The organism is Arthrobacter sp. TJ-217, assembly GCF_058269255.1.
On record NZ_JBZCNJ010000002.1, the window covers coordinates 509,090 to 530,399 of the forward strand.

Consider the following 21,310-nt stretch of genomic DNA (forward strand, 5'->3'; position numbering starts at 1 on the left):
GTTGGGCGTATGACGCATGGAACACACCAGGGACAGTCCGGCCGCAAGGCCGTAAAAATCGTGGCTTTCGCAGCCGCGGGCATGGTGGTCGTCGGCGGGGGTATCGGCATCGCAGTTGCCGCACCTTGGAACAGCGGCGCCGCGCCCCTGACCACCCCTGAGGTGTCGCACAGCTCGACCCCGGACAGCACACCCTCGGCGACACCGAAACCGGCTCCGAAGAAGGCAACGGTCGGCGTCACCCCCACGGACGGCGCCCTGGCCGTGAACCCGGCAACGGTCGCCGAGATCAAGGTCAGGAACGGAACGCTCGAGGATGTCCAGCTCGCTCCGAGCACGGGGGGAGCGCCCGTCGCGGGCGGGCTTTCAAGCGACGGATCCTCCTGGAAGGCCACGGAACGGCTGGCCTTCAACACCGCGTATTCGTTCACGTTCACGGTCGTCGACTCCGCAGGGGCGAAGACGTCAAGCGAGAAGAGCTTCACCACCGTCGAACCGGCCAACGAGGCCGACGCGGCGCTCTTCCCGCTCGACGGCTCCACCGTTGGCACCGGCCACCCCCTCGAAATCAACTTCAGCGAACCTGTGACCAACCGCGACGCCGTCGAAAAAGCAATCAAGGTCACGAGCACCAGCGGGCAGACCGGAGCGTTCTACTGGCTGAGCGACACCAAGGTCCGCTACCGGCCCCAGGAGTTCTGGGCGCCGAACAGCACGATCACCGTTGACATGAAGTTGTTCGGCGTCGACTTCGGCAATTCGATGATCGGCAACTTCGACCGGACGTTCACCGTCAAGACCCACAACACCCGCCTGGCCGTTGTGGACAACAAGACGAAAACCATGAAGGTCTACCTCGACGGCAAGCTCGACCGGACCTTCCCCATCACCCTCGGCACCGAGGAATGGCCCTCCACTGTGGGCTACCACGTGGTCATGGAGAAGTACGAGTCGACCAAGTTCACGGCGGAATCGATCGGGCTCAAGCCCGGCGACGACGCCTACTACCCTCCCACGGTGGTCAAGAATGCCAGCCGGCTCAGCAACGGCGGGGCATTCGTGCACGAGGCGCTGCCCGCGGCGCAGGTGGCCCTCGGGCAGTTCAACGTGTCGCACGGCTGTGTCGGCATGTCCCCTGAAGGCGCCGAGTACTTTTACAACACCTTCAGCGCAGGGGACGTGGTGCAGATCCTCAACACCAACTACGGCCCCATGTACGTCCACGACGGGTTCGGTGACTGGAACCTCTCGTGGGAGGAATACTCCTCCCAGCCCTGACCGATCCCGGCACCCGTGGCGTCCTGTCCAGTGCAGCGCCGTATCGTCAGCTGAACGGAAGCCGGTGCAGCCGCTGGGCCGCCTCCGCCGCCCGGGCCTTCTGCCGGGACAGCGCGCTGTAGTCCCGCTCGCGGCGTGCCGCGATGACGGCGTTGAGGAACTCCTCGGCGGACGTGCCGGCCGGGGGAGCAGGAGCCACATGCGGGCTCATCTCGTGGGCCAGGTCCATCGCGAGCGCGGTCCGCGAGAGCGGGTTCAGCCGGGGCGCCTGGGCGAGGAACTGTGAGGCCCGCCGCGCGAGGGACTCGGGGAGCCGCCCGATGTCGGCGGTCGACGCCCACTGCTCAAGCCCGGGCGGCATGTGAGCGGCGACCCGCGGCTTCACCACCACCCGCTCCCGCATCGAATAGGTTCCGGCGAGCAGGTCCCCGAGGCGCTTCGAGCGCTCGTTGAACAGTGCGACAACAAACGCGAGCGAACCGAGCAGCAAGTAGATTTCAAGGACCGCCAGCATGCCCCGGATGAAGGCGTGCCGGAAGCGGATGGCGCCGCCGTCGTCGCGCACGATCCGCAGGCCCGTCACCAGCCGACCCAGGGACTTGCCGCGCGTAAGCGTCTCAACGGTGACCGGGAGGATGAGGAACACCAACAGGACGAGCACCAGTCCGAGGGTGCGGGTCAGCGCCGGGTCGAAGACGCCCTCGAGCGTGCCGCCGACCAGCATCAGGATTCCGAAGAGCAGGAGGACCTGGGCGACGGCGTCAATGAGGGCACTCAGTGCGCGGCCCGCGAAGCCTGCCGGCCGCAGCTCGAGCACCACGGCCTCGCCGGTGACGACCTGGTTCACAGCGGTTCCCCTCTTCCTCGCGCACCGTGCATCTCCCGGACCGGGCCGATGCGGCGTTTCCGGTGCAAGCCTAACCGCCCCCGCGACCCTATAGGGTAGGCGCATGGACGTCGACGCCTTCCGCGAAGTGCACCGCCCCGACTGGGAACGGCTTGATGAACTGGTACGGCGGCGCCGCTTGGCCGGTGAGGAATCCGACGAACTCCTGACCCTCTACCAGCGTGTCTCGACCCACCTGTCGATGATCCGCTCCGTCGCTCCGGAAAGTGCGCTCTCCGGGGACCTCTCGATGCGGCTCTCCCGGGCACGGACCCGGTTCACCGGTGCGCGCTCGGACTTCCTCCAGGACATGGCACTGTTTTTCACCGCATCGCTGCCTGCGGCGTTCTACCGCATCCGCTGGCTGACCGTCGTCGTCGGAATCCTGTTCCTCGGCGTCGCGTGGCTCTATGGGTTCTGGGCCGCCACAACGCCTCAGGTCATCGCCGCGCTGGGCACCGACGAGGAGCTCCGCCAGTACGTTGAGGAAGACTTCGTCAACTACTACTCCGAGAACCCGGCGGCGTCGTTCGCCGGCGCCGTGTGGACGAACAATGCGTGGATTGCGCTCCAGGCCGTCGCGTTCGGCGTCACCGGCATCTGGGCGCCGTGGATCCTCTACCAGAACGCGCAGGGCCTTGGCATGGCCGGAGGGATGATGGCCGCCTACGACCGGATGGATGTGTTCCTGATCTACATCCTCCCCCACGGGCTGATGGAGCTTACAGCGATCTTCATCGCGACGGCGGCGGGCCTGCGCCTGTTCTGGGTCTGGGTTGCCCCGGGCCGCCGGCCGCGCGCCTCGGCGCTCGCCGCTGAAGGGCGCGCCCTCATCACCGTCGCTCTGGGGCTCGTCCTCGTGTTGTTCGTCTCGGGGCTCGTCGAAGGTTTCGTCACGCCCAGCATGCTCCCTGCCTGGCTGCGTATCGCGATCGGCGCGCTGGTGCTCGCCGCCTACTGGGCCTACACCCTTATCCTCGGCCGCAGGGCGGTCCGGGCCGGGCACACCGGGGACCTCGCGCGCATCGACAGGGGCGAAACACTCAGGACGGCGTAGGACCGCGGGGAGCCTCCGGCACGGCGGGGGTGCGGGCCGGTACGCTCGAGGAACAGGAGCCGCCCGGGGCGGCTGACGCACAGCGAGGAGACCCAGCAGTGGCAGAGATCGACAAAACCGGCAGAGAGCACGAGCCTGCGGGTACCGGGCAGGAGCCCGGAACGGATCCCGCGCCCCGCGAGCCGGTCATCGCGCAGCGCAGTTCGCTCCCCATGCGCAAGGCAAGCACGATGCCCGACGTTTCACGCTTCCTCACCGGCGCGCACTCCGCAGGGCAGTCCGAGGTGGAGCCGGACGCAGAAGCTCCTGCTGGATCGCCCCACGCTTCACGCGACGGCGTCGGGATCAACGGTGGTGCGCACTCCGCCCCGGTGGACCCCGCCACCGCCGCGCTGCCGGTGACGGAACCGGACACCCGTGTTTCGCACTCCGCCCCGGCGGACCCCGCCACCGCCGCACTGCCTGTCGCGGCCCCCGCCGCCGGTGATTCCCGCGCCGCTTCGCCGGGCACGGACGCCGATTCACACTCCGCTCCGGCGGGCCCTGCCACCGCTGCGCTTCCGGTCGCGGACTCAGGTGCCGGTACAGCCGCCGGACACGCCGCGGGAGCCCACGTCAAGGATCCCGAAACGCGCGTGGATCCGGTCCGGAACGGCACCGGGGCCGAACCTGCCTCAACAACGGGGTCCCTCTCACTGCGGCCCTCCGAGGAAGAGGTCCAGCGCAGGGCCCGTGAACGCGACCACGCGGTGCGGGCCAAGCCCGTCCTGGCCCGGTTCCTCCAGGTTCTGATTGCACTGTTCTTCCCGGTGATCGTGCTCGCCGGAGCAGTGCGGGCGGTCACGTCGTCGCTGTTCCTCTGGGCCGAATACCACCGCCCTGGCTTCCCTTCGGACAGCTTCGGGTTCTCCACGGAGGACCGCATGACCTACGGGTCCTACGCCGTCGACTACGTGCTCAACCTGGCCCCCGCGCGCTACCTCGGCGGGCTGGTTGACGCACAGGGGCGCCAGCTGTTCCTCGACAGCGAAGTCAGCCACATGCAGGACGTGAAGTCGGTACTCGGTGCCTCATTTGTCGTTGCCGCAATCATGCTGCTGGCGAGCATTGCTGCCTGCATCTATCTCGCCCGCCGCTACAAGGGAGGAATCCGCAGGGCGCTGTTCTCCGGCGCAGTCCTCACCATCGCACTCATTGCCGCGCTCGCTGCCACTGCCGTGCTGGCCTGGGAGCTGTTCTTTGCGCAGGTCCACGGCCTGTTCTTCGCCGAGGGCACGTGGACCTTCCGGGAGGACGATACGCTCATCCGGCTCTTCCCCGAGCAGTTCTGGACCGACGCCGCAGCAACCGTGGGGGTGCTGGTGCTGCTCGCGACGGTTCTCACGCTCATTGCCGCCTGGCCGACCCGTGCACGGCGTGCGCGGTCCCGGGCTGCCCAGATAGCACTCCAGGAGCGGCACCGCGCCGCCGGCGCCCCGTCGCTGTAGCCGCGGCCGGTACGTCCCGCCACCGGCAGCTACCCGTTTTTCCACCAAGGCTTCTGCTTCTTGCATTCCCGGCTTCCCCGAAGCGGCACAGGGGAAGATAATTCGAGCTGTATTAATGGCGACCAGGAGGCTGAATTATGAGCACGCGACTAAATCCCTATTTGGGATTCCGTGACACGGCAAAGCAGGCGATGGAGTTTTACCAGTCCGTTTTTGGCGGCGAACTCACAATGAGCACGTACGCGGAGTTCAATGCGAGCGAGGATCCGTCCGAACAGGACAAGATCATGCACGCGATGCTCGTGACCGACGGTGGAATGGTGCTCATGGGCGCCGACACCCCCAACAGCATGGAGTATTCGACCGGCTCCAACTATTCGGTCTCGCTCAGCGGCGAAGACGAGGCTGAGCTGCAGGGCTACTGGGACAGGCTCGCCGACGGAGGCACCGTCCAACTGCCCCTTGAGCGTGCGCCCTGGGGGGACAGCTTTGGGATGTGCAGCGACAAGTTCGGCGTGAGCTGGATGGTGAACATCGGAGCCGCCCAGCAGTAGGCCCGGAAAGCCCGGCAGTAGGCGCGGGAAGCGGGCCTACTGCTGAGGCAGCCGGGGCAATGCCCCGTCAGGGCTTTGCGATGCTCAGGTAGCTGAGCCCGCGCAGGTCGAGCACCATCCGTTCGCCGATCTCACACATCCGCATCAGCACCGCACCGCAGCCGGCGCACCGCAGCGTCATCCCGGGTGCGCGGTGGTAGAGGTGGGTTGTTGCGAGCGCCCCCGAAGCCCCGCAGTTGGCGCATCTGCCGACTGCCGAGGTGAGGTCGGCGGCAAAAACCTCCGAAAACATCCCTGCCAGTGCGTTGCCGTCGAGATGTTCGGTGTCGTTCACATACCCGGCCCGTGGGCCGTCGTTGACGGTCATCCGTCGCCCCCTATTCCGCCATACCGTTCGGTTTTGATGCGTTCCGGTGGATAGCCCGCCTCGACCAGCCATGAAGACGCGGATTCCACGAAGCCGGTGGCCCCGCAGATGAAGACAGCGGGGTTGTCCGCCGCGGGCAGGACGTTCGCGAGGAGGGACTCCGAGGTGAGCCGGCCCGCGGGCTGGCCGTCCGGCGCGCTGCGTGTGTAGATGATCTTCACGACCAGCGGGGAGGCACTTGCTGCGAGCATATCGAGCTCCTTCCGGTAGAACACCGACTTCTCGCTGCGCGCTGAGTACAGCAGGTGGAAAGGAGTGGAGATTCCGCCCTCGTGCCGCGTGCGGGCCATCGCCATGAGCGGCACAACGCCCGAGCCGCCGCCGATCAGCTGGACCGGTGAAGGGTCGGCGGGGTCCCAGACGAACCAGCCGCCCACCGGGCCCCTCACCTCGAGCTGTTCCCCTGCCGCGAGCTCCCGCACCAGGTACGGGGAAACCTCGCCGTCGACGAGCTCCTCCACCGTAAGCTCGACCTCGTCGGGCGGAAGCAACGCGGCAAGGGAGAAGGACCGCACGGCCGTGTATCCGTCGGGGGCGGTCAGGCGGATGTCGATGTGCTGACCGGGGGTAACTTCAACGGGGGCGGGGAACCGGAGCCGAATGGTCGTGGCTGACTCCGTCTCCGGCCGAACGCCGAGGACGTCCGCGGTGCGCCAGGTGCGGCTCACCAGTAGCGTTCTTCCAGCCAGGGATCGCCGTGGAGGTTGTAGCCGTTGCTCTCCCAGAAGCCCGGATCGTTCTGGGGCATCATGCGCAGTCCCCGGACCCATTTCGCGCTCTTCCAGAAGTACAGGTGGGGCACCAGCAGGCGGGCCGGGCCGCCGTGGGACGGGGCGATGTCCTCGCCGTCGAACTTGTGGACAACCCACGCCTTGCCGTCGAGGACATCTTCGACCGCCAGGTTCGTCGTGTAGCCGCCGTAGCTCGTGAACATCATGTAGTTGTAGGCGGTATCCACGTCGCCGAAGAAAGTGTCGAGCGAGACTCCCTTCCAGGTGGTGTCGAATTTCGACCAGCTCGTGACGCAGTGGATGTCGACGGTGACATCCTGCTGGGGGAGGTTCTGAAACTCCTCCCACGTCCAGCGGTGCTCTGCTCCCTTTTCTGTCAGGATCTTGAATTCCCACTCGGCTGTGTCGACCCGGGGAGTGGGGCCCGCCGAGAGGACCGGGAAGCTGTCAGTTCTGTACTGGCCCGGCGGCAGGCCCTTCTGGTTCTTGTCCCTGCGCCCCCTGAACCCGGACGAAATGATGCCCATCGTGCTCCTCCATCGGTGGCCGTGCCCGTAACGGTGGGAACAAACCTTCTCGCTTCCAGTGCGTTCCCTGAAGTTTCGGGAAGCGGCAGTCGTCGCTTAGTCGCTCGTTTTATCACCGAACCAGCTTTATTGAAAGGGCACTTCGGATGTGGCACCGGGCCCTCTGGAACGCTGCGGCACCGTCATTCGGGCAATTCCGGCGGTGTTGCCGCACGCACTCCGCTGCCGCGCCCGAATTCATGATCGGGCAACGGACAATATGACGAATATGTGAAGTGTTTTCCGCGTGCTGCGGCGTTCCCTGGCCTGCATCACTTCAACGTGGAATTGGAAAAGCCGGCGTAGGTCCGATCCGGGTCGGGCCGAAATGGATATTCGCGTGCGTGACAATTCGCCCGCCAGCTTCCGTCCGCAGGCCTAGCGCGAGCCGTCCTGCTCTGCCGTCCAGCGGTGCTCAAGGCTGCGCGCGGCGTCGAGCAGGGCCACGACCTCGTTCTCGGTGGTGGGGGAGAAGTCCCTGTAGTGCTCGCCCACCGAACGGAAGAACCGGGGCGAGGCGAGGCAGAAGACCTCGTCGGCTTCATCGAGGCGCCGCAGGGCGGCTGCGGGAGCGACCGGAACGGCGAAGATCACCGATGCCGCCCTGAGTGCCCGGGCGACCTTGCAGGCGGCCCTGGCCGTGGCCCCGGTCGCCATTCCGTCATCGACGATCAGTGCCGCCTTCCCCTCGAGGTCCCGGCGGCCGCGGCCGCTCCGGAACAGCGCGGTGCGCGCGGAGAGCACCTGGCGTTCACGCTGCTCCACTGCCTCCAGTTCCGCCTCCGAGATCCGGCCCGCGCCGAGCACCCGGTCCTCAAGCACCCGGGCGCCGTCTTCGCCGATCGCGCCCATTGCCAGTTCCGGCTGGGCGGGAACCCCGAGCTTGCGCACCACGATCACATCGAGCGGCGCCCGCAGCGCCTCGGCGACCTGGTATGCCACAGGGACGCCGCCGCGCGGCAGGCCGAGGACAACAACGGGCGTGCCGCGCAGGTGGCCCAACCGCTCGCCGAGCCTGCGCCCGGCCTCAACACGGTCCTGAAAAAGCGCCATTGTCCACCCCGCCCGTCCGCCTACCCTGCGAAGCCGCCGCCCTGCCGGAGGGGATTCGACGGCAGGTCCTTCAAGTATCCGCCTCGACCGCCGCGTGCGCTGCTGCGGCGCCCGGGTCAGGGGCGGGGTGCCCGGTAGAGCGCCTCGACGGCGTCATGATGCTCCGCCACCACCGCGGCGCGCCGGAGCTTGAGGGTGGGGGTCAGCTGACCTGCCTCCGCGCTGAAGTCCCCGGGGAGCACGGTGAACCTTCGGATCTGCTCGGCCCTGGAGACGGTCGCGTTGGCAGCATCCACTGCCGCCTGGACTTCCGTGAGGATCTCCGGATCGGCGGACGGTTCACCTGGGGGCACTGACCCCCGGGCGGCGAGCGCCTGCCCGTCGAGGGTCAGGAGGGCCCCGACGAACGGTTTCCCTTCGCCCACCACGACGGCGTGGGCCACGAGGGGATGTTCACGCAGCTTCTCCTCAAGCGGGGCGGGAGCGACGTTCTTCCCGCCGGCAGTCACGAGAAGGTCCTTCTTGCGGCCCGTGATGGTCAGGAATTCGTCGCCGTCCAGGGAACCGAGGTCACCGGTCCTGAAGTATCCGTCGGCGGTGAACGCCGCAGCCGTGGCAGCGGGGTTGTTGTGGTAGCCGGCGAAAACGCCTGTTCCGCGCACCAGGATCTCGCCGTCGTCGTCGATGCGCAGTGAAGTGCCGGGCATGGCGATGCCCACCGATCCGACGCGGGTCGAGCCGACCGTGTTCACGGTGCACGGCGCCGTGGTTTCGGTGAGCCCGTACCCCTCCTGGATGAGGATGCCCGCGCCCCTGAAGAAGTGGACGAGGTGCTCGCTGAGCGGGCTGGCCCCGGAAATTGTGTAGGTCAGGTTGCCGCCGAACACGGCACGCAGCCGGGGGTAGAGGAGGCGGTCGAACCCGGCGCGGGCCACGCGCAGGGCCGGGGACGGCCCGCGCCCGCCGCGCGCCTTCGCATCGAGTGCCCGCGAATAGGCGACGGCGGTGCGCTCCGCCGCGTCGAAAAGGCGCCCCTTTCCAGCCGCCGCGGCCCGCTGGCGCGCACCGGCGTGGATCTTTTCGAAGATGCGCGGCACCGCGAGCAGGAAGGTGGGGCGGAACGTGCCGAGGTCGTCGAGGAGTTCCTCGGCCGATCCGCTGTGGGCCAGGGTGACTCCTGCCGAAAAGCAGACGACCTGCACCGCCCGGGCAAGGACGTGGGCGAGGGGGAGGAACATCAGGGTGCGGGCGTTTTCCGCCTTGAGGAGTTCGGGGAGGAACTCGATGGTGTTGACCGCGAACAGGGCGAAGTTCCCGTGGGTGATGGTGCAGCCCTTGGGGTTGCCCGTGGTGCCCGAGGTGTAGACGATCGACGCGGGGGCCTCGAGGCCGCAGGCGCTCCGCGCCTCTTCGATCCGGGCGGGGCTGATGCCGCGCCCGCTCCGGACCAGGTCCTCGAGGCCGGCGCCCGCGGAGTGCTCCGACGGGCTCAGCCGGAACACCCGGGGTTCCCCGCCGGCGCCGGCACGGACCGCTTCGGCCACCACATGGGCCTTGTCGTCGTCCTCGACCAGGACGACCACTGGCGCGGCGTCCTCAAGGATCCATGCCACCTGGTGGGCGGAGGAGGTTTCGTAGATCGGAACCGTCACCGCTCCGGCGAACCAGATTGCGACGTCGGCGAGCGTCCATTCGTACCGGGTCGCCGACATCACGGCCACCCGGTCGCCGGGCCGGACCCCCGATGCGATCAATCCTGCGGCGACGCCGCGCACCTCCGCGAGGAAGGCCTCGGCGCTGATGTCGTTCCAGCCGCCCGGCGTGCGCACGGCGTACAGCGGCGCGTCCGGGGCGAGCGCGTGCCGGCGCAGGAGGAGGTCGGTGATGTTGCTTTCCGGGCGCAGGCCGGCCAGGGGGTGTGTTGACGATTTCGGCACCGGGACTCGCTTTCGGAGGGTTGATCGGGGCGCCCTAGATCCAGCTGCGGATCCACATCCGGTGCCGCCACTGCTCGTAGGGGACGACTTCGGCGGTCCACACGGGGAGGAAATAGGCGGAGACCAGGACGACGACGGCAAGGAAAAGCCCCACGAGCACAATACCGCGGCGTCTGCGCCGGTGCGGGTCGTCGGGACGGCCGAGCATGAGCCCAAGGCCGTAGACGAGGCCGAGCACGAGGAACGGTTCGAAGGCGACGGCGTAGAAGTAGAACATTGTGCGTTCGGGGTAGAGAAACCACGGCAGGTAGCCAGCGGCGACGCCGGCAAGGACCGCGCCGGCCCGCCAGTCCCTGCGGCCCGCCCAGGCGAAGAGCAGCACGCCAAGGGCGAGGGCAGCACTCCACCAGATCACCGGGTTGCCGAGCACCGTGACCGCCTGCGAGCACGAATCGACAAGGCAGCCCTCGCCGGCGCCCGGCTTTTCATAGAAGAAGGAGGTCGGCCGTCCAAGGAGCAGCCAGGACCAGGCGCCCGATTCGTAGGGGTGGTCCGATCCGAGCCCCTTGTGGAACTCGTAGGCGCTGCGGTGGTATTCGGCAAGGGAACGCAGGGCCGGGGGAACCCAGCCCCACTGCTCCGAGGGGTTGTCCGCCGCCCATTGGCGGTCGTATGCGTCCTTGGAGAGCAGCCAGCCGGACCAGGTCCCCAGGTAGGTGAGCGCGGCCACGGGAACGATAGAGACGAAGGCCTGGAATCCGTCCTTCAGCACCGCACCCGTCGCCCAGCGCCGCACTCCGGCAATGCGCCGGGCGCTCAGGTCCCAGGCCACGGTGAGCAGCCCGAACGCCGCGAGGTAGGGCAGGGCGGACCACTTCGTGCCCACTGCGAGCCCGAGGCAGATCCCGGCGACGAGGCGCCAGGGCCGGATGCCCAGCCAGGGGCCGAAGCGCAGCAGGTGCTGTGCCGGTACGCCGTTTTCCGCCGCGGCCGCGTGCCGGCCGAGCAGGAGCGCGAGCCTCCGGCGCGACGCGTCCCTGTCGAGCAGCAGCGCGGTGAACGCCGCAAGGATCCAGAAGGAGAGGAAGATGTCGAGGAGCGAGGTCCGGGAGTGGACGAGGTGGTGGCCGTCAACGGCGAGGATCAGCCCTGCCGCTCCGCCAAGGATCGGCGAGCCGAAGAGCCGCCCCGCCGCGACGGCGATCAGCAGGACGGACAGGGTCCCGATCAGGGCTGCCGAGAACCTCCATCCGAAGGGGTTGTCCGAACCGAAGACCGCCATGCCCGCGGCAATCATCCACTTCCCGACGGGCGGGTGGACCACGTAGTCGGCCGTTGGAAGGATCGCCGACGGATCGCCGGCGTTGAAGGAGTCGTTGGCGTTCTCCGGCCATTCGCGTTCGTAGCCCGACTGGAGCAGGGAGTACGCGTCCTTGACGTAGTAGGTCTCGTCGAAGATCAGCGACCCGGGTTCGGCAAGCCGCACGAAGCGGAGCACCCCGCCAAGGACCGCCATGGCGACCGGCAGAATCCACATCAGGGGCCCGTGCGGCGCGGCCCCGAGGAGCCGTTGGAGCAGCGCCTGCCGGGTGAAGGCGGACGAGGGGGAAGCGAGCCAGGTTGCCCGGGGGCGGCCCGGGGCTTTTCCGGGGTCCAGGAGGGCTGTGTGGCTCACCCTGCAATGCTACCGGGAGCACCGCCCGGTTCCCGTCCGAACGAGGCGGACGCCGGCGTCAGTGGGCCAGGCGGTCCTCGTGGAGGCGGTGGCTGGCGGGTTCGATCTGGAAGGTGCTGTGCTCGATGCTGAGGTCGAAATGCTTGACCACGCATTCCTGGAGCTGGTCGAGCACGGCATGGGCGTTGTTGCTCGAATAGCAGTCGTCCTCGACCACAACGTGCGCGGTCAGGACGGGCAGGCCTGTCGCGATCTGTGTGATGTGAAGGTCGTGAACATCGGTTACGTGGGGAAGCCTCGCAATGTGCGAGCGCACCGCATCCGGGTCGATTCCCGCCGGCGTCGATTCGAGGAGGACGTTGACCGTCGCATGCAGCAGGCGCACGGTGCGGGGAATGATCAGCGCGCCGATCAGCAGCGCCACGATCGCGTCGGCGCGCATCCAGCCCGTCAGCGTGATGACCACCGCCGCGACGATCACCGCCACGGACCCGAGGGCGTCGTTCACCACCTCGAGGAACGCCGCCCGCAGGTTGAAGTTGGCCGTGCGGTGCCGGGCGAGGACGCCGAGTGCGGCCAGGTTGCCCGCCAGGCCGATTACCCCGAAGACGACCATTTCCGGTGCGGCCACGTCCACTGGGGTGATCAGCCGCTGGACCCCCTCGACCAGCACGTAAAGCCCGACGACGAGCAGCACGCCCGCCTGTGCCATCGCCGCAACAACCTCGGCCCTGCGGAACCCCCAGGTGCGCCGGGCCGTTGCGGGTCGCATCGCCAGGGTCGCGGCGGTCAACGCCATCGCCAGCCCTGCGGCGTCGGTGAAGACGTGCGCCGAATCGAAGAGGAGGGCGAGGCTGCCGGTCCACGCGGCACCGATGACCTGGAGCACGAAGACGGCGAGCGTGAGGGCCAAAGCCCCGGCGAGCGGACCGCGGTGCGTGTGGTCGGTGCCGTGTCCGTGGTGATGGTTCCCCATAGGCCTAGACTACCGTGGCGCGCGGAGGCAAGGTCGCCCGTGCGTCGGTGGGCGGTATTGAGGACTCCACGGAAATAACCTAGCGTGAACGTGGGCGGTGCCGCGCACCGCCCCGCGCACCGAGAGAAGCCACGTGGAAGGTCAATTGTGAAAACGAAGCCGCAGGACAAGACGAATGTCCGGTTGAAGGCAGTCTTGGACATCCTGGCAGGGCAGGCGCAGGCGGGCGAGCCCCGCGGCGCCAGCAGCGCGGTGCTCACGGAGGCCATCACGCGCGTGCCGCTCGATGAACGGGAGAGCGAGCTGCTCAGCGGCGGGGTGCCCCGGGGCTTCAAGGCGCTCACCACCGCGACCTCGAAACTCGTGAAGGTCGGATGGCTGGTCAAGGGAAGGAGCGGATGGGCCGTCACCGAGGAGGGACTGCGGGCAGCAGCCGCTTTTCCCGACGTCGAGTCATTCACCGCCGCCATGACCTCGGGCACGCCGATCCCCTCGGGAACACCGGTGCCGGCCGAGCCGCTCGTGCCGGCAGGTACGACGATGCCCTCCGGCACTCCGGTGCCGGCCGGAACGCCGGTTCCCAGCGACGCCGCGGAGGCGGGTTCCGAGTCCGGCTCCGGACCGGCAGCGCAGGAGGCCGCCCCAGGCGCAGGCCAGCCAGCCGCCGTTGCGATCGCCGGGAACTTCGCCTCCCACCTTGGGGCGTCGGAGAACTGGGCGCCGCACGTCGACGAGGCGCAGATGGTGTTCGACCCCGCCGAGCAGAAGTGGAAGATCACCGTCGACCTGCCGCCGGGCGCCTACGCATACAAGGTGGCCATCGACAGGTCCTGGGTCGAGAACTACGGCGCCTACGGCGTTCCGGGCGGTCCCGACCACGAACTCCACCACCCCGGCGGGAAGGTCACTTTCGAGTACGACCATTCCACGAAGGACGTGACGACGGACTAAGCGCGCCCTGGCCGGCGCCCGGTGCGGGGCCGGCCGGGCCGCGAAGGGCTAGGCTTGTCGGGTGGATGAGCCAGCAGCAGAAAGCACCGAGCCCGGCGTCGGAACGGGCGAGACCGGGCGCGCTCCGGACGGGTCCGGCCCGGCCCCCGGCTTCACCGCCTACCGGGGAACCGCGGGCGACGGCAGCTCCCGCGGCAGGGTGGTGCTCGCCGCGACGCCGATCGGGAACGTGGGGGACGCGACGGAGCGCCTGATCGGGCTCCTGCAGAGCGCCGACGTTGTGGCGGCTGAAGACACCCGCAGGCTGAACCGCCTCGTTTCCGCGCTGGGGGTGGCCGTCGGCGGCCGGATCGTCAGCTACCACGAACACAACGAGGCAACCCGGACCGCGGAGCTGCTTGAGCAGGTCCGCTCGGGTGCCACGGTCCTCATGGTGACCGACGCGGGAATGCCGTCGGTCTCCGATCCGGGATACCGGCTCGTCGAAGCCGCCGCCGCCGAAGGCATCGATGTCACCGCGGCGCCCGGCCCGTCGGCGGTCCTTACCGCGCTCGCGCTCTCGGGACTGCCCACCGACCGCTTCTGCTTCGAGGGCTTCCTGCCGCGTAAGGCGGGGGAGCGTTCGACCCGGCTGACCGAACTTGCCGCGGAACGCCGCACCATGGTCTTTTTCGAGGCGCCCCACCGGCTGGAAGCGATGCTTCGATCGCTGCGGCAGGCGTTTGGATCCGACCGACCTGCCGCTGTTGCCCGCGAGCTGACCAAGATGCACGAGCAGGTGCTGCGCGGGTCGCTCCTCGAACTGCTCGAGTGGGCGCAGGACGGCGAAGTGCGCGGAGAGATCGCGGTGGTCGTGGGCGGCGCACCGGAGGCACCCCCGAGCCGCCCCGAGGATCACGTGGCCGCGGTGCAGGAGCTGGTGGGACGCGGCGCCCGGCTCAAGGACGCCGTTGGCGCCGTTGCCGAAGACGCGAAGGTCAGCAAACGGGAGCTCTACGCGGCGGTCATCGCCTCCCGGTGACCCACGCTCCGGTTTTTGTGCAGGTGCCCAACGTTTCGCTGTGCCTGCGGTGCAGGAACGCCTAGACACTCCTGCGGCGGCGGGGTTAGCGTGAGCTGCGAGCTCCGTTGCACTGCTGTGCCACCGCGACCGTTCCCCTTCTTCTGTAGGAGTTGTAAATGACTGTAACTGTCGAGCGCGAACAGGACCTCCTGGCGCAGGTTCCCACGGGTCTGCTGATCAACGGTTCCTGGCGGGACTCCTCAACCGGCGCGGTTTTCCCGATCGAGGATCCGGCCACCGGCCGGACGCTGCTCTCGATCGCCGATGCAAGCCCCGAAGACGGGGCGGCCGCCCTCGATGCCGCCGTCGCCGCGCAGGAGGACTGGGCCAAGACCGCACCACGGGAGCGCGGGGAGATCCTCCGCCGGGCTTTCGAGCTGGTCACCGCGCGGGCCGACGATTTCGCGCTGCTGATGACCCTGGAGATGGGCAAGCCCCTCGCCGAGGCGCGCGGCGAGGTGGCGTACGGCGCCGAATTCCTCAGGTGGTTCTCCGAGGAGGCGGTGCGCACTTCAGGACGCTACACCGTGGCGCCGGACGGGAAGTCGCGACTGCTCGTGACGAAGAAACCCGTCGGTCCCTGCCTGCTGATCACCCCGTGGAACTTCCCGCTGGCCATGGCGACCCGCAAGGTGGCCCCCGCGGTGGCCGCCGGCTGCACGATGGTGCTCAAGCCCGCGAACCTCACGCCGTTGACGTCGTCGCTGTTCGCCCAGGTGATGGAGGAGGCCGGGCTGCCCGCCGGGGTGCTCAACGTGATCCACACAAGGGATGCCCAGGGCGTGACCGGTCCGCTCGTCGAAGACCCGCGCCTGCGCAAGCTCTCCTTCACCGGGTCCACACCCGTTGGCCGCAGCCTCCTCGCGGCGGCCTCGAAGAACGTGCTGCGCACCTCGATGGAACTCGGTGGCAACGCACCGTTCCTCGTCTTCGAGGACGCGGACCTGGACGCCGCGGTCACCGGAGCGCTGGCGGCAAAACTGCGCAACATGGGCGAGGCCTGCACGGCAGCAAACCGCTTCATCGTCCACGAATCCATCGCTGACGAGTTTGCGTCACGGCTTGGCAGCCGCATGGCGGAGATGAAGACAGCGCGCGGCACCGAGGACGACTCCAAGCTCGGCCCGCTGATCGATTCCAAGAGCCGCGACAAGGTGCATGGCCTTGTCACGGACGCGCTCGCCGACGGCGCCCAGGCAGTGACCGGCGGCTCTCCGGTCGAGGGCCCCGGCTACTTCTACGCACCAACGGTCCTCAAGGACGTTCGCCGCTCGTCGCGGATCCTGAAGGAGGAAATCTTCGGTCCGGTCGCGCCGATCGTGACGTTCTCAACGGAGGACCAGGCGGTTGAGCTGGCCAACGACACCGAGTACGGGCTGGTTGCCTATGTCTTCACGCGCGACCTCAACCGCGGGCTGCGCATGGGGGAGCGCCTCGACACCGGGATGATGGGGCTGAACGCCGGCGTCATCTCCAACGCGGCGGCCCCGTTCGGCGGCGTCAAGCAGTCCGGGCTCGGCCGGGAGGGCGGCTCCGAGGGAATCGAGGAGTACCTCTACACGCAGTACATCGGCATCGCCGACCCCACCGCGTCCTAGCGGCCAGCGTCCCCGGGCCGTCTGTGCGCCCGGGGACGGGATGTTCCTTTTGTCCGGTCAGGACCGTTCCGGGCGTCGGGGACCGCCGCCGCGCAGGAGGCCGCCGGCCAGCGAGCGGGGCAGGAAACGGGCGATGAGCCGGCCCTTGGGGGTGCTGCCGCGCCGGAGGGAAGCGGTCACGGCCTCAACGTCGCTCCACGCGCCGGTCCCCGTGGTCCGGTCGGGGGTTTGCTGATCTGGGGTTTTATCAGGCGCGAGCACCGTTGAACCTCCGCCGCCGCCCGGTGCCGCAGGCAGTGGGCGCGGGTTCGGGCGCGGTGCGGCATACTCCTCACGCTCGTAGGCCCGCTGCAGCCGCTCCAGCGAACCGGCGGCAGCCCCGTCGAAACCGGCCTCGCTGGCGAGGCGCACGGAGAAGCTCCGCGGCGTGTCGGTGGGCCGCATCGGATGCCCGTAGTCGCTGGCCACGTCGGCGGTCTGCTCCCAGGCCGCAGTCGCCGCTCCGGCTTCGGGCCCCTCGAGGACGCGCCGGCGGCGGGAAGCGGTGCGTGCGGTGCGCAGCAGCAGCGGCAGCAGGGCAAGGGCCGCCGCCGCGAGGACGGCAGCGCCGGCCGCGCCCGCCGATTCCTCGGCAGACCCAGCGCCTCCGCGTGAGCCCTGCGGAGACTCGGCGCCCGGACTTGCCGCGGCGCCGGGGACCCCAGGGACGCGTCCCGGGTTCAGGTTCTCATCGTCGATCGGGGCGCCGGCCGGAGAAACCGCCGCGCGGGCGTATTCGGGCACGACCCCGCGCGAAGGGGTCGGTTCGAACCGGACCCAGCCGACACCCCTGAAGTAGAGCTCCGGCCACGCGTGGGCGTTCCGGGAGTCGACCTCGAATTCGCGCAGTTCGGTGTCGTCGGGGCCGTCGTAGACCTCACCGGTGGCGAGCCCCGGAGTGTAGCCCACCGCCACCCTGCTCGGTATGCCGGCGGCGCGGGCCATCACGGCCATCGTTCCGGCGTAGTGGACGCAGTACCCGGATTTCACGTCGAGGAACCGGGCCATCACGTCCATGCTGCTGCCGTCGTAGCCGCCTTCGACAGGGGCGTCGACCGAATAGGTGAAGTCCGGGCCGCGCAGGTAGTTCTGGATGGCGAGTGCCTTGTCGTACGGGTTCCTGAACCTTCCGGCAACCTCCTGGGTCCGCTCCTTCACAATCTCGGGAGTGTCTTCCGGCAACTCAGTAAAGATCGGGTCGACGACACCGCGGCGGGCCAGGCGGATGGTGCTGAGCCGTTCGCGGGTCACCTCGGGGCTGGAGCTGCGGACGTCGTAGGTCTGCCGTACGGTGGTGCCGCCGTCGTAGGAGAGGATGCTCAGGTTTTTCGGATCCCAGGTCCAGCGCCCGTTGAGATTGGTGACGCTCGCCGGGGCGTAGGGGGCGAGCAGCCAGGGGCTCGTGTAGCTTTGCGTGTCGATGCGGGTAAGGCTGCTCTCGCCGAACTCGTTTGCCGCGCGGAAGGACTCCGAACCCATGTCCTGCAGTCCGCGCTCGCGCTCCGCCAGCCGCTGGTCGGGCTCCCAGCGCTGGCCGGAGAAGTCCTCAAGGGTTACCGCCCTGAGGTAGACGGGGTCGGGGGAATCGGTGGCGTAGGTGATCTGCCCGAACCCCGTGGGGTTGCGCAGGTCGTTTCCCAGGGTGACGGCGGGGTTCAGGCCGGTGGAGGTGCCCCACATCTTCAGGCGCGATCCCTGCGGGAACGCGCCGGTGGTGAATCCGGGGATGGCCAGGGGAAGCAGCAGGACCACGGTGAGGGTTGCCGCGCCGATCGCCAGCCCGCGGCTGAGGTATCCGGAGGACCCCGAGCCGGCTTCCGAAAAGACCAGGCCCTCCCGCCACTGGGCGCAGCCCAGCAGGAGGAGATAGGCGGCGGCCGTGAGCAGGAACGGGCCGATGCCGACGCCGGTGGGCTTGACGATCGCCGGAACCACCATGAGGCACAGCAGCGGGACCCCGGTGAGTGCCGGCATGCGCAGGGTGGTGGCGAGCAGGTCCACCGCGACGGCGATCAGCCCGATGGCCGCGCACGTCACGAGGAAGATCCCGGCGCCCGGCAGGACCGGGGCGACCTGCGAGGTGATTGTCTCCTCGGCACGGTTGAGCAGGATCCGCACCTGCACCGAACTGCCGGGCCCGGGGATCACCCCGAGGATGCTCCGGGCGCTGAGGAACTGCGCGGTGAGGGCACCGCCGAGCGCGAGGAGCCCGGCCAGGGCGGTCACCGCCTCCGGAAGACGGACGGCCCGGCTCAGCGCCATGACGAGCAGGACGGGGATGACTGTCCGCAGGACCGGGAGGAACCAGGTCCAGGATTCGATGACGCCGTTCAGGCTGGTGGCCGACGCCATTACGGCGGTCCCCGCCGCGGCGGTTACGAGCCAGTGCGCCCGCTCCTGGGGCGCCGCCGTCTTCCCTTCCGGCCGGGCAGGGCTGAGCGGGCGCTCAAGTGTCGCCGTCATCGGTCGCCTCCCGCGCGTGCCGGCGTCGGCGCAGCGGAACCGGACGGCAGGCCCAGCCCCGCCCACACCGCAGGAAGGTCGGCCCGGGGGGAGACGGCGGCCGCCTGCCACCCGGCTGCCCGGAGGATGTCCAACTGCACCTCCGCGTGGGCGGGCTGGTCGGCGATCAACAGCGCAAGGGCCGCCGAGCCGTACCCGGAGGCGGTGCCGAGGTTCACCGCCTCGGCCCGCGTCAACTGCCCCAGGACGGCGATAAGTGGCCCCCGGTGCCGGGTCGCGGCCAGCTTGTCGAGCAGCCCGTCACCGAATGGCCGGTGCGCGGCTTCGGCTTCGGCCTCCTCCCGCCGCGCCGCCGCCCGACGGAGCGGCATGCGCCCGTTCCGCCCGGCCTTCACCGCGGTGCTGCCCTGGCGCCGCCCCGTGTCGGGGGCCAGACCCAGCGCGGCGAGTCCTTCGGTGAGCGAGGCAAGCGCACCCGGGCCCTGGAACTCCTCGTCGCGCGGAAATGGAGCCGACGGCGAGGACAACAAAGCGGGATCCCCGGAATGGTCAAGGAAACGCACGGCATATCCCCGCTCGAGGAGGTGGGCGCTGATGGAGGCCACGGCCGTCACCGCCCACTCAAAGGCCGGCGAGGTGCTCATGCCGCCCGGTCCGGCGTCGCTTCCCAGTGCGGCATGGAGCCCGTACCCGAAGCTTGAATGGCGCTGATCCATGAGCAGTGTCGCCTGGGGGGTGGTCACCGACTCCTCCTGCCGCACCATCAGTTCGTTGTGCCGGGCCGTGGCTGGCCAGTGCACACGGCGCATCGAGTCGCCGTTCCGGTACTCCCGGGTCATGACATCGTCGTCGCTGGGATTCGCTGCCCGCCGCGTGGCGGCCTGGCCGTCGTTGCCGCGGGAGCCCGACAGCGGGGAGTGGAGCAGTTCAAGGGCTGCCGGGGTCACAACAAGCGGCGAGGTGCTGCCAAGCACGTGGCGGGACTTGCCCATGCCGAAGGGGTCGGTGAAGTCGGCGGTGACCGGTCCGATCTCGTAGATCCCGCGTGCCGAGGAGCGCAGCCGGTACTGGTAGAGGCTCACACCGGCGCGGGTCGGATTCCGGGACGGGAAGGTGAACTGCGGTGCCGGACCGAACCGGGAGGGAACCTGCTCTGCCATCGACACCGGCGGGCCGGACAAGCTGTCGGCGCTCACCGCCAGCCCCACCGTGGTCGTCGATCCGGTTTCCATCGTCTGGGGAGAGAAGTTCCGCTCGACACTGAACCGCGGCTTGATCAGGCGCAGCAGCAGCACCGACAGAAGGGGGACGGTGATGAGGAAGACACCGACGTAGAGCAGGTCCCGGCGGCCGAGGCCCTGGGCGAGCAGCAGCGAGAAAACCCCGGTCAGCACGAACCCCCAGCCGCGCTGCGTCAGGGTTTTGGAAGGGAGCCTGTCAAGAAGTGCCATGGGGGAGGAGCTCAGGTCCGCCTGGCGTCGGAGCCGCGCGGCACCGGCACCTTCGCCACGATGTGTTCGATGACCGACGACGACGTCTCACCGGCGCTGGTTGCCCTGCGGTCGAGCAGGAGCCGGTGGGAGATGACCGCCTCGGCGATGCCGGCGATGTCGTCAGGAAGCACGAAGTCCCTGCCCTCGAGGGCGGCGCTCGCCTTGGCGGCGCGCAGCAGCTGAAGGAGCGCCCGCGGGCTTGCTCCAAGCCGCACCTGGGGGTGGGTCCTCGTCGCGGTGCCCAGCGCCACCGTGTACTCCTTGACCGCGCGGGAAACGTAAACCTCCTGGACCTGCTGCATCATTGCGGCGATACCGGCGGCGCTCGCCGCGGGACGGATCCCGTTGAGCGGGGAGACCGACTGGTGGGCCTCAAGCATCTCGGCCTCGGAGCGCGCGTCCGGATATCCCATCGAGATGCGGGCCATGAAGCGGTCGCGCTGCGCTTCGGGCAGGGGATAGGTGCCTTCCATTTCGATCGGGTTCTGGGTGGCGACCACCATGAAGGGGGAACCGAGGGCGTGGGTGTGCCCGTCGACTGTCACCTGGTGTTCCTCCATGCACTCAAGAAGGGCCGACTGCGTCTTCGCCGACGCACGGTTAATTTCGTCCCCGATGACGATGTTCGCGAACACCGGTCCGGGACGGAACTCGAACCGGCGGGTGTCCTGGTTGAAGATCGAAACACCGGTGACATCGGAGGGCAGCAGGTCCGGCGTGAACTGGATCCGGTTCACGCTGCAGTCGATGGTCCGGGCGAGCGTCTTGGCGAGCATCGTCTTGCCGACGCCCGGGACGTCCTCAAGCAGCAGGTGGCCCTGCGCCAGCAGCACGGTAAGGGCGAGCCGCGCCGCAGCCGGTTTGCCGTCGATGACGGTGTTGATCGACTCAAGGATGCGGGAGCTGACCGCGGCGAACGAATCCGGCGCCGGCGTGGAAGCGCCCGAGGGCAGCAGCTGGGGGGCCTCAACAGCGGTGTTCTGGACGTCCATGAATACCTTCCGCGCGGTGCCGCTGCGGTCCTCCGGCGGCGGGCTGCCGGAGATCGACGCGCAGGTGCCGACCCCGACAATGTC

Annotated in this window: 18 protein-coding genes; 7 read left to right on the forward strand and 11 right to left on the reverse strand. The window is 68.9% G+C overall.

The features are described from left to right. Window positions 1–9: 9 nt before the first annotated feature. Window positions 10–1,278 (forward strand): L,D-transpeptidase, encoded by a 1,269-nt coding sequence (locus AC4D2R_RS05485; RefSeq protein ID WP_490938257.1) that lies wholly within the window; start codon window positions 10–12, stop codon window positions 1,276–1,278. A gap of 46 nt (window positions 1,279–1,324) precedes the next feature. Here AC4D2R_RS05485 and AC4D2R_RS05490 read toward each other — a convergent pair whose 3' ends face one another. Then, on the reverse strand, window positions 1,325–2,125 hold the full coding sequence (locus tag AC4D2R_RS05490) for an RDD family protein (RefSeq protein ID WP_490938259.1): 801 nt from the start codon (window positions 2,123–2,125) through the stop codon (window positions 1,325–1,327). A 103-nt stretch (window positions 2,126–2,228) separates the two neighbouring features. On the opposite strand from AC4D2R_RS05490, the gene AC4D2R_RS05495 reads away from it, so the two are divergent. The 3 genes from AC4D2R_RS05495 to AC4D2R_RS05505 all read left to right on the forward strand — a co-directional run bounded on the left by AC4D2R_RS05495 (window position 2,229) and on the right by AC4D2R_RS05505 (window position 5,262). Next, window positions 2,229–3,221: a stage II sporulation protein M gene (locus AC4D2R_RS05495; RefSeq protein ID WP_490938261.1), complete on the forward strand. Its 993-nt coding sequence runs from the start codon at window positions 2,229–2,231 to the stop codon at window positions 3,219–3,221. Window positions 3,222–3,319: 98 nt separating this feature from the next. Beyond that, window positions 3,320–4,708: a DUF1461 domain-containing protein gene (locus AC4D2R_RS05500; RefSeq protein WP_490938263.1), complete on the forward strand. Its 1,389-nt coding sequence runs from the start codon at window positions 3,320–3,322 to the stop codon at window positions 4,706–4,708. A gap of 137 nt (window positions 4,709–4,845) precedes the next feature. Beyond that, the gene (locus AC4D2R_RS05505) at window positions 4,846–5,262 is read left to right on the forward strand and encodes a VOC family protein (RefSeq protein WP_490938265.1); all 417 of its coding nucleotides are present in this window, start codon (window positions 4,846–4,848) and stop codon (window positions 5,260–5,262) included. A gap of 67 nt (window positions 5,263–5,329) precedes the next feature. Here AC4D2R_RS05505 and AC4D2R_RS05510 read toward each other — a convergent pair whose 3' ends face one another. The 7 genes from AC4D2R_RS05510 to AC4D2R_RS05540 all read right to left on the reverse strand — a co-directional run bounded on the left by AC4D2R_RS05510 (window position 5,330) and on the right by AC4D2R_RS05540 (window position 12,627). Beyond that, window positions 5,330–5,629 (reverse strand): DUF6510 family protein, encoded by a 300-nt coding sequence (locus AC4D2R_RS05510; RefSeq protein WP_490902301.1) that lies wholly within the window; start codon window positions 5,627–5,629, stop codon window positions 5,330–5,332. Further along, on the reverse strand, window positions 5,626–6,357 hold the full coding sequence (locus tag AC4D2R_RS05515; RefSeq protein WP_490938267.1) for an FAD-binding oxidoreductase: 732 nt from the start codon (window positions 6,355–6,357) through the stop codon (window positions 5,626–5,628). The genes AC4D2R_RS05510 and AC4D2R_RS05515 overlap by 4 nt, the downstream gene beginning before the upstream one ends. Continuing rightward, the gene (locus AC4D2R_RS05520) at window positions 6,354–6,947 is read right to left on the reverse strand and encodes a molybdopterin-dependent oxidoreductase (RefSeq protein ID WP_490902303.1); all 594 of its coding nucleotides are present in this window, start codon (window positions 6,945–6,947) and stop codon (window positions 6,354–6,356) included. The genes AC4D2R_RS05515 and AC4D2R_RS05520 overlap by 4 nt, the downstream gene beginning before the upstream one ends. Window positions 6,948–7,364: 417 nt before the next feature. Next, complete coding sequence (locus tag AC4D2R_RS05525) at window positions 7,365–8,039, reverse strand: phosphoribosyltransferase (protein WP_490938269.1); 675 nt, start codon at window positions 8,037–8,039, stop codon at window positions 7,365–7,367. A gap of 116 nt (window positions 8,040–8,155) precedes the next feature. Continuing rightward, window positions 8,156–9,976 (reverse strand): AMP-dependent synthetase/ligase, encoded by a 1,821-nt coding sequence (locus AC4D2R_RS05530; protein ID WP_490938271.1) that lies wholly within the window; start codon window positions 9,974–9,976, stop codon window positions 8,156–8,158. A gap of 34 nt (window positions 9,977–10,010) precedes the next feature. Continuing rightward, on the reverse strand, window positions 10,011–11,513 hold the full coding sequence (locus AC4D2R_RS05535; RefSeq protein WP_490938382.1) for a dolichyl-phosphate-mannose--protein mannosyltransferase: 1,503 nt from the start codon (window positions 11,511–11,513) through the stop codon (window positions 10,011–10,013). A gap of 196 nt (window positions 11,514–11,709) precedes the next feature. Then, window positions 11,710–12,627: a cation diffusion facilitator family transporter gene (locus AC4D2R_RS05540; protein ID WP_490938273.1), complete on the reverse strand. Its 918-nt coding sequence runs from the start codon at window positions 12,625–12,627 to the stop codon at window positions 11,710–11,712. Between the two features lie 147 nt (window positions 12,628–12,774). On the opposite strand from AC4D2R_RS05540, the gene AC4D2R_RS05545 reads away from it, so the two are divergent. The 3 genes from AC4D2R_RS05545 to AC4D2R_RS05555 all read left to right on the forward strand — a co-directional run bounded on the left by AC4D2R_RS05545 (window position 12,775) and on the right by AC4D2R_RS05555 (window position 16,239). Continuing rightward, window positions 12,775–13,578 (forward strand): pullulanase X25 domain-containing protein, encoded by an 804-nt coding sequence (locus AC4D2R_RS05545; protein WP_490938276.1) that lies wholly within the window; start codon window positions 12,775–12,777, stop codon window positions 13,576–13,578. Between the two features lie 199 nt (window positions 13,579–13,777). Further along, entirely contained in the window at window positions 13,778–14,599 is an 822-nt protein-coding gene (gene rsmI, locus AC4D2R_RS05550; protein WP_490938383.1) for a 16S rRNA (cytidine(1402)-2'-O)-methyltransferase, read from the forward strand. Window positions 14,600–14,757: 158 nt separating this feature from the next. Beyond that, on the forward strand, window positions 14,758–16,239 hold the full coding sequence (locus tag AC4D2R_RS05555; RefSeq protein ID WP_490938278.1) for an NAD-dependent succinate-semialdehyde dehydrogenase: 1,482 nt from the start codon (window positions 14,758–14,760) through the stop codon (window positions 16,237–16,239). Between the two features lie 57 nt (window positions 16,240–16,296). Here AC4D2R_RS05555 and AC4D2R_RS05560 read toward each other — a convergent pair whose 3' ends face one another. The 3 genes from AC4D2R_RS05560 to AC4D2R_RS05570 are packed head-to-tail and all read right to left on the reverse strand — an operon-like array spanning window position 16,297 to window position 21,226. Beyond that, window positions 16,297–18,741, reverse strand: a complete 2,445-nt coding sequence (locus AC4D2R_RS05560; RefSeq protein ID WP_490938280.1) for a transglutaminase TgpA family protein — start codon at window positions 18,739–18,741, stop codon at window positions 16,297–16,299. Then, window positions 18,738–20,192 carry a DUF58 domain-containing protein gene (locus AC4D2R_RS05565; protein ID WP_490938282.1) on the reverse strand — a complete coding sequence of 485 codons (1,455 nt, stop codon included), beginning with the start codon at window positions 20,190–20,192 and terminating at the stop codon, window positions 18,738–18,740. Before AC4D2R_RS05565 ends, AC4D2R_RS05560 begins: the two co-directional genes overlap by 4 nt. Window positions 20,193–20,203: 11 nt before the next feature. Then, a complete protein-coding gene (locus AC4D2R_RS05570; protein WP_490938385.1) occupies window positions 20,204–21,226 on the reverse strand; it encodes an AAA family ATPase in 1,023 nt (340 codons plus the stop codon). Window positions 21,227–21,310: the final 84 nt, after the last annotated feature.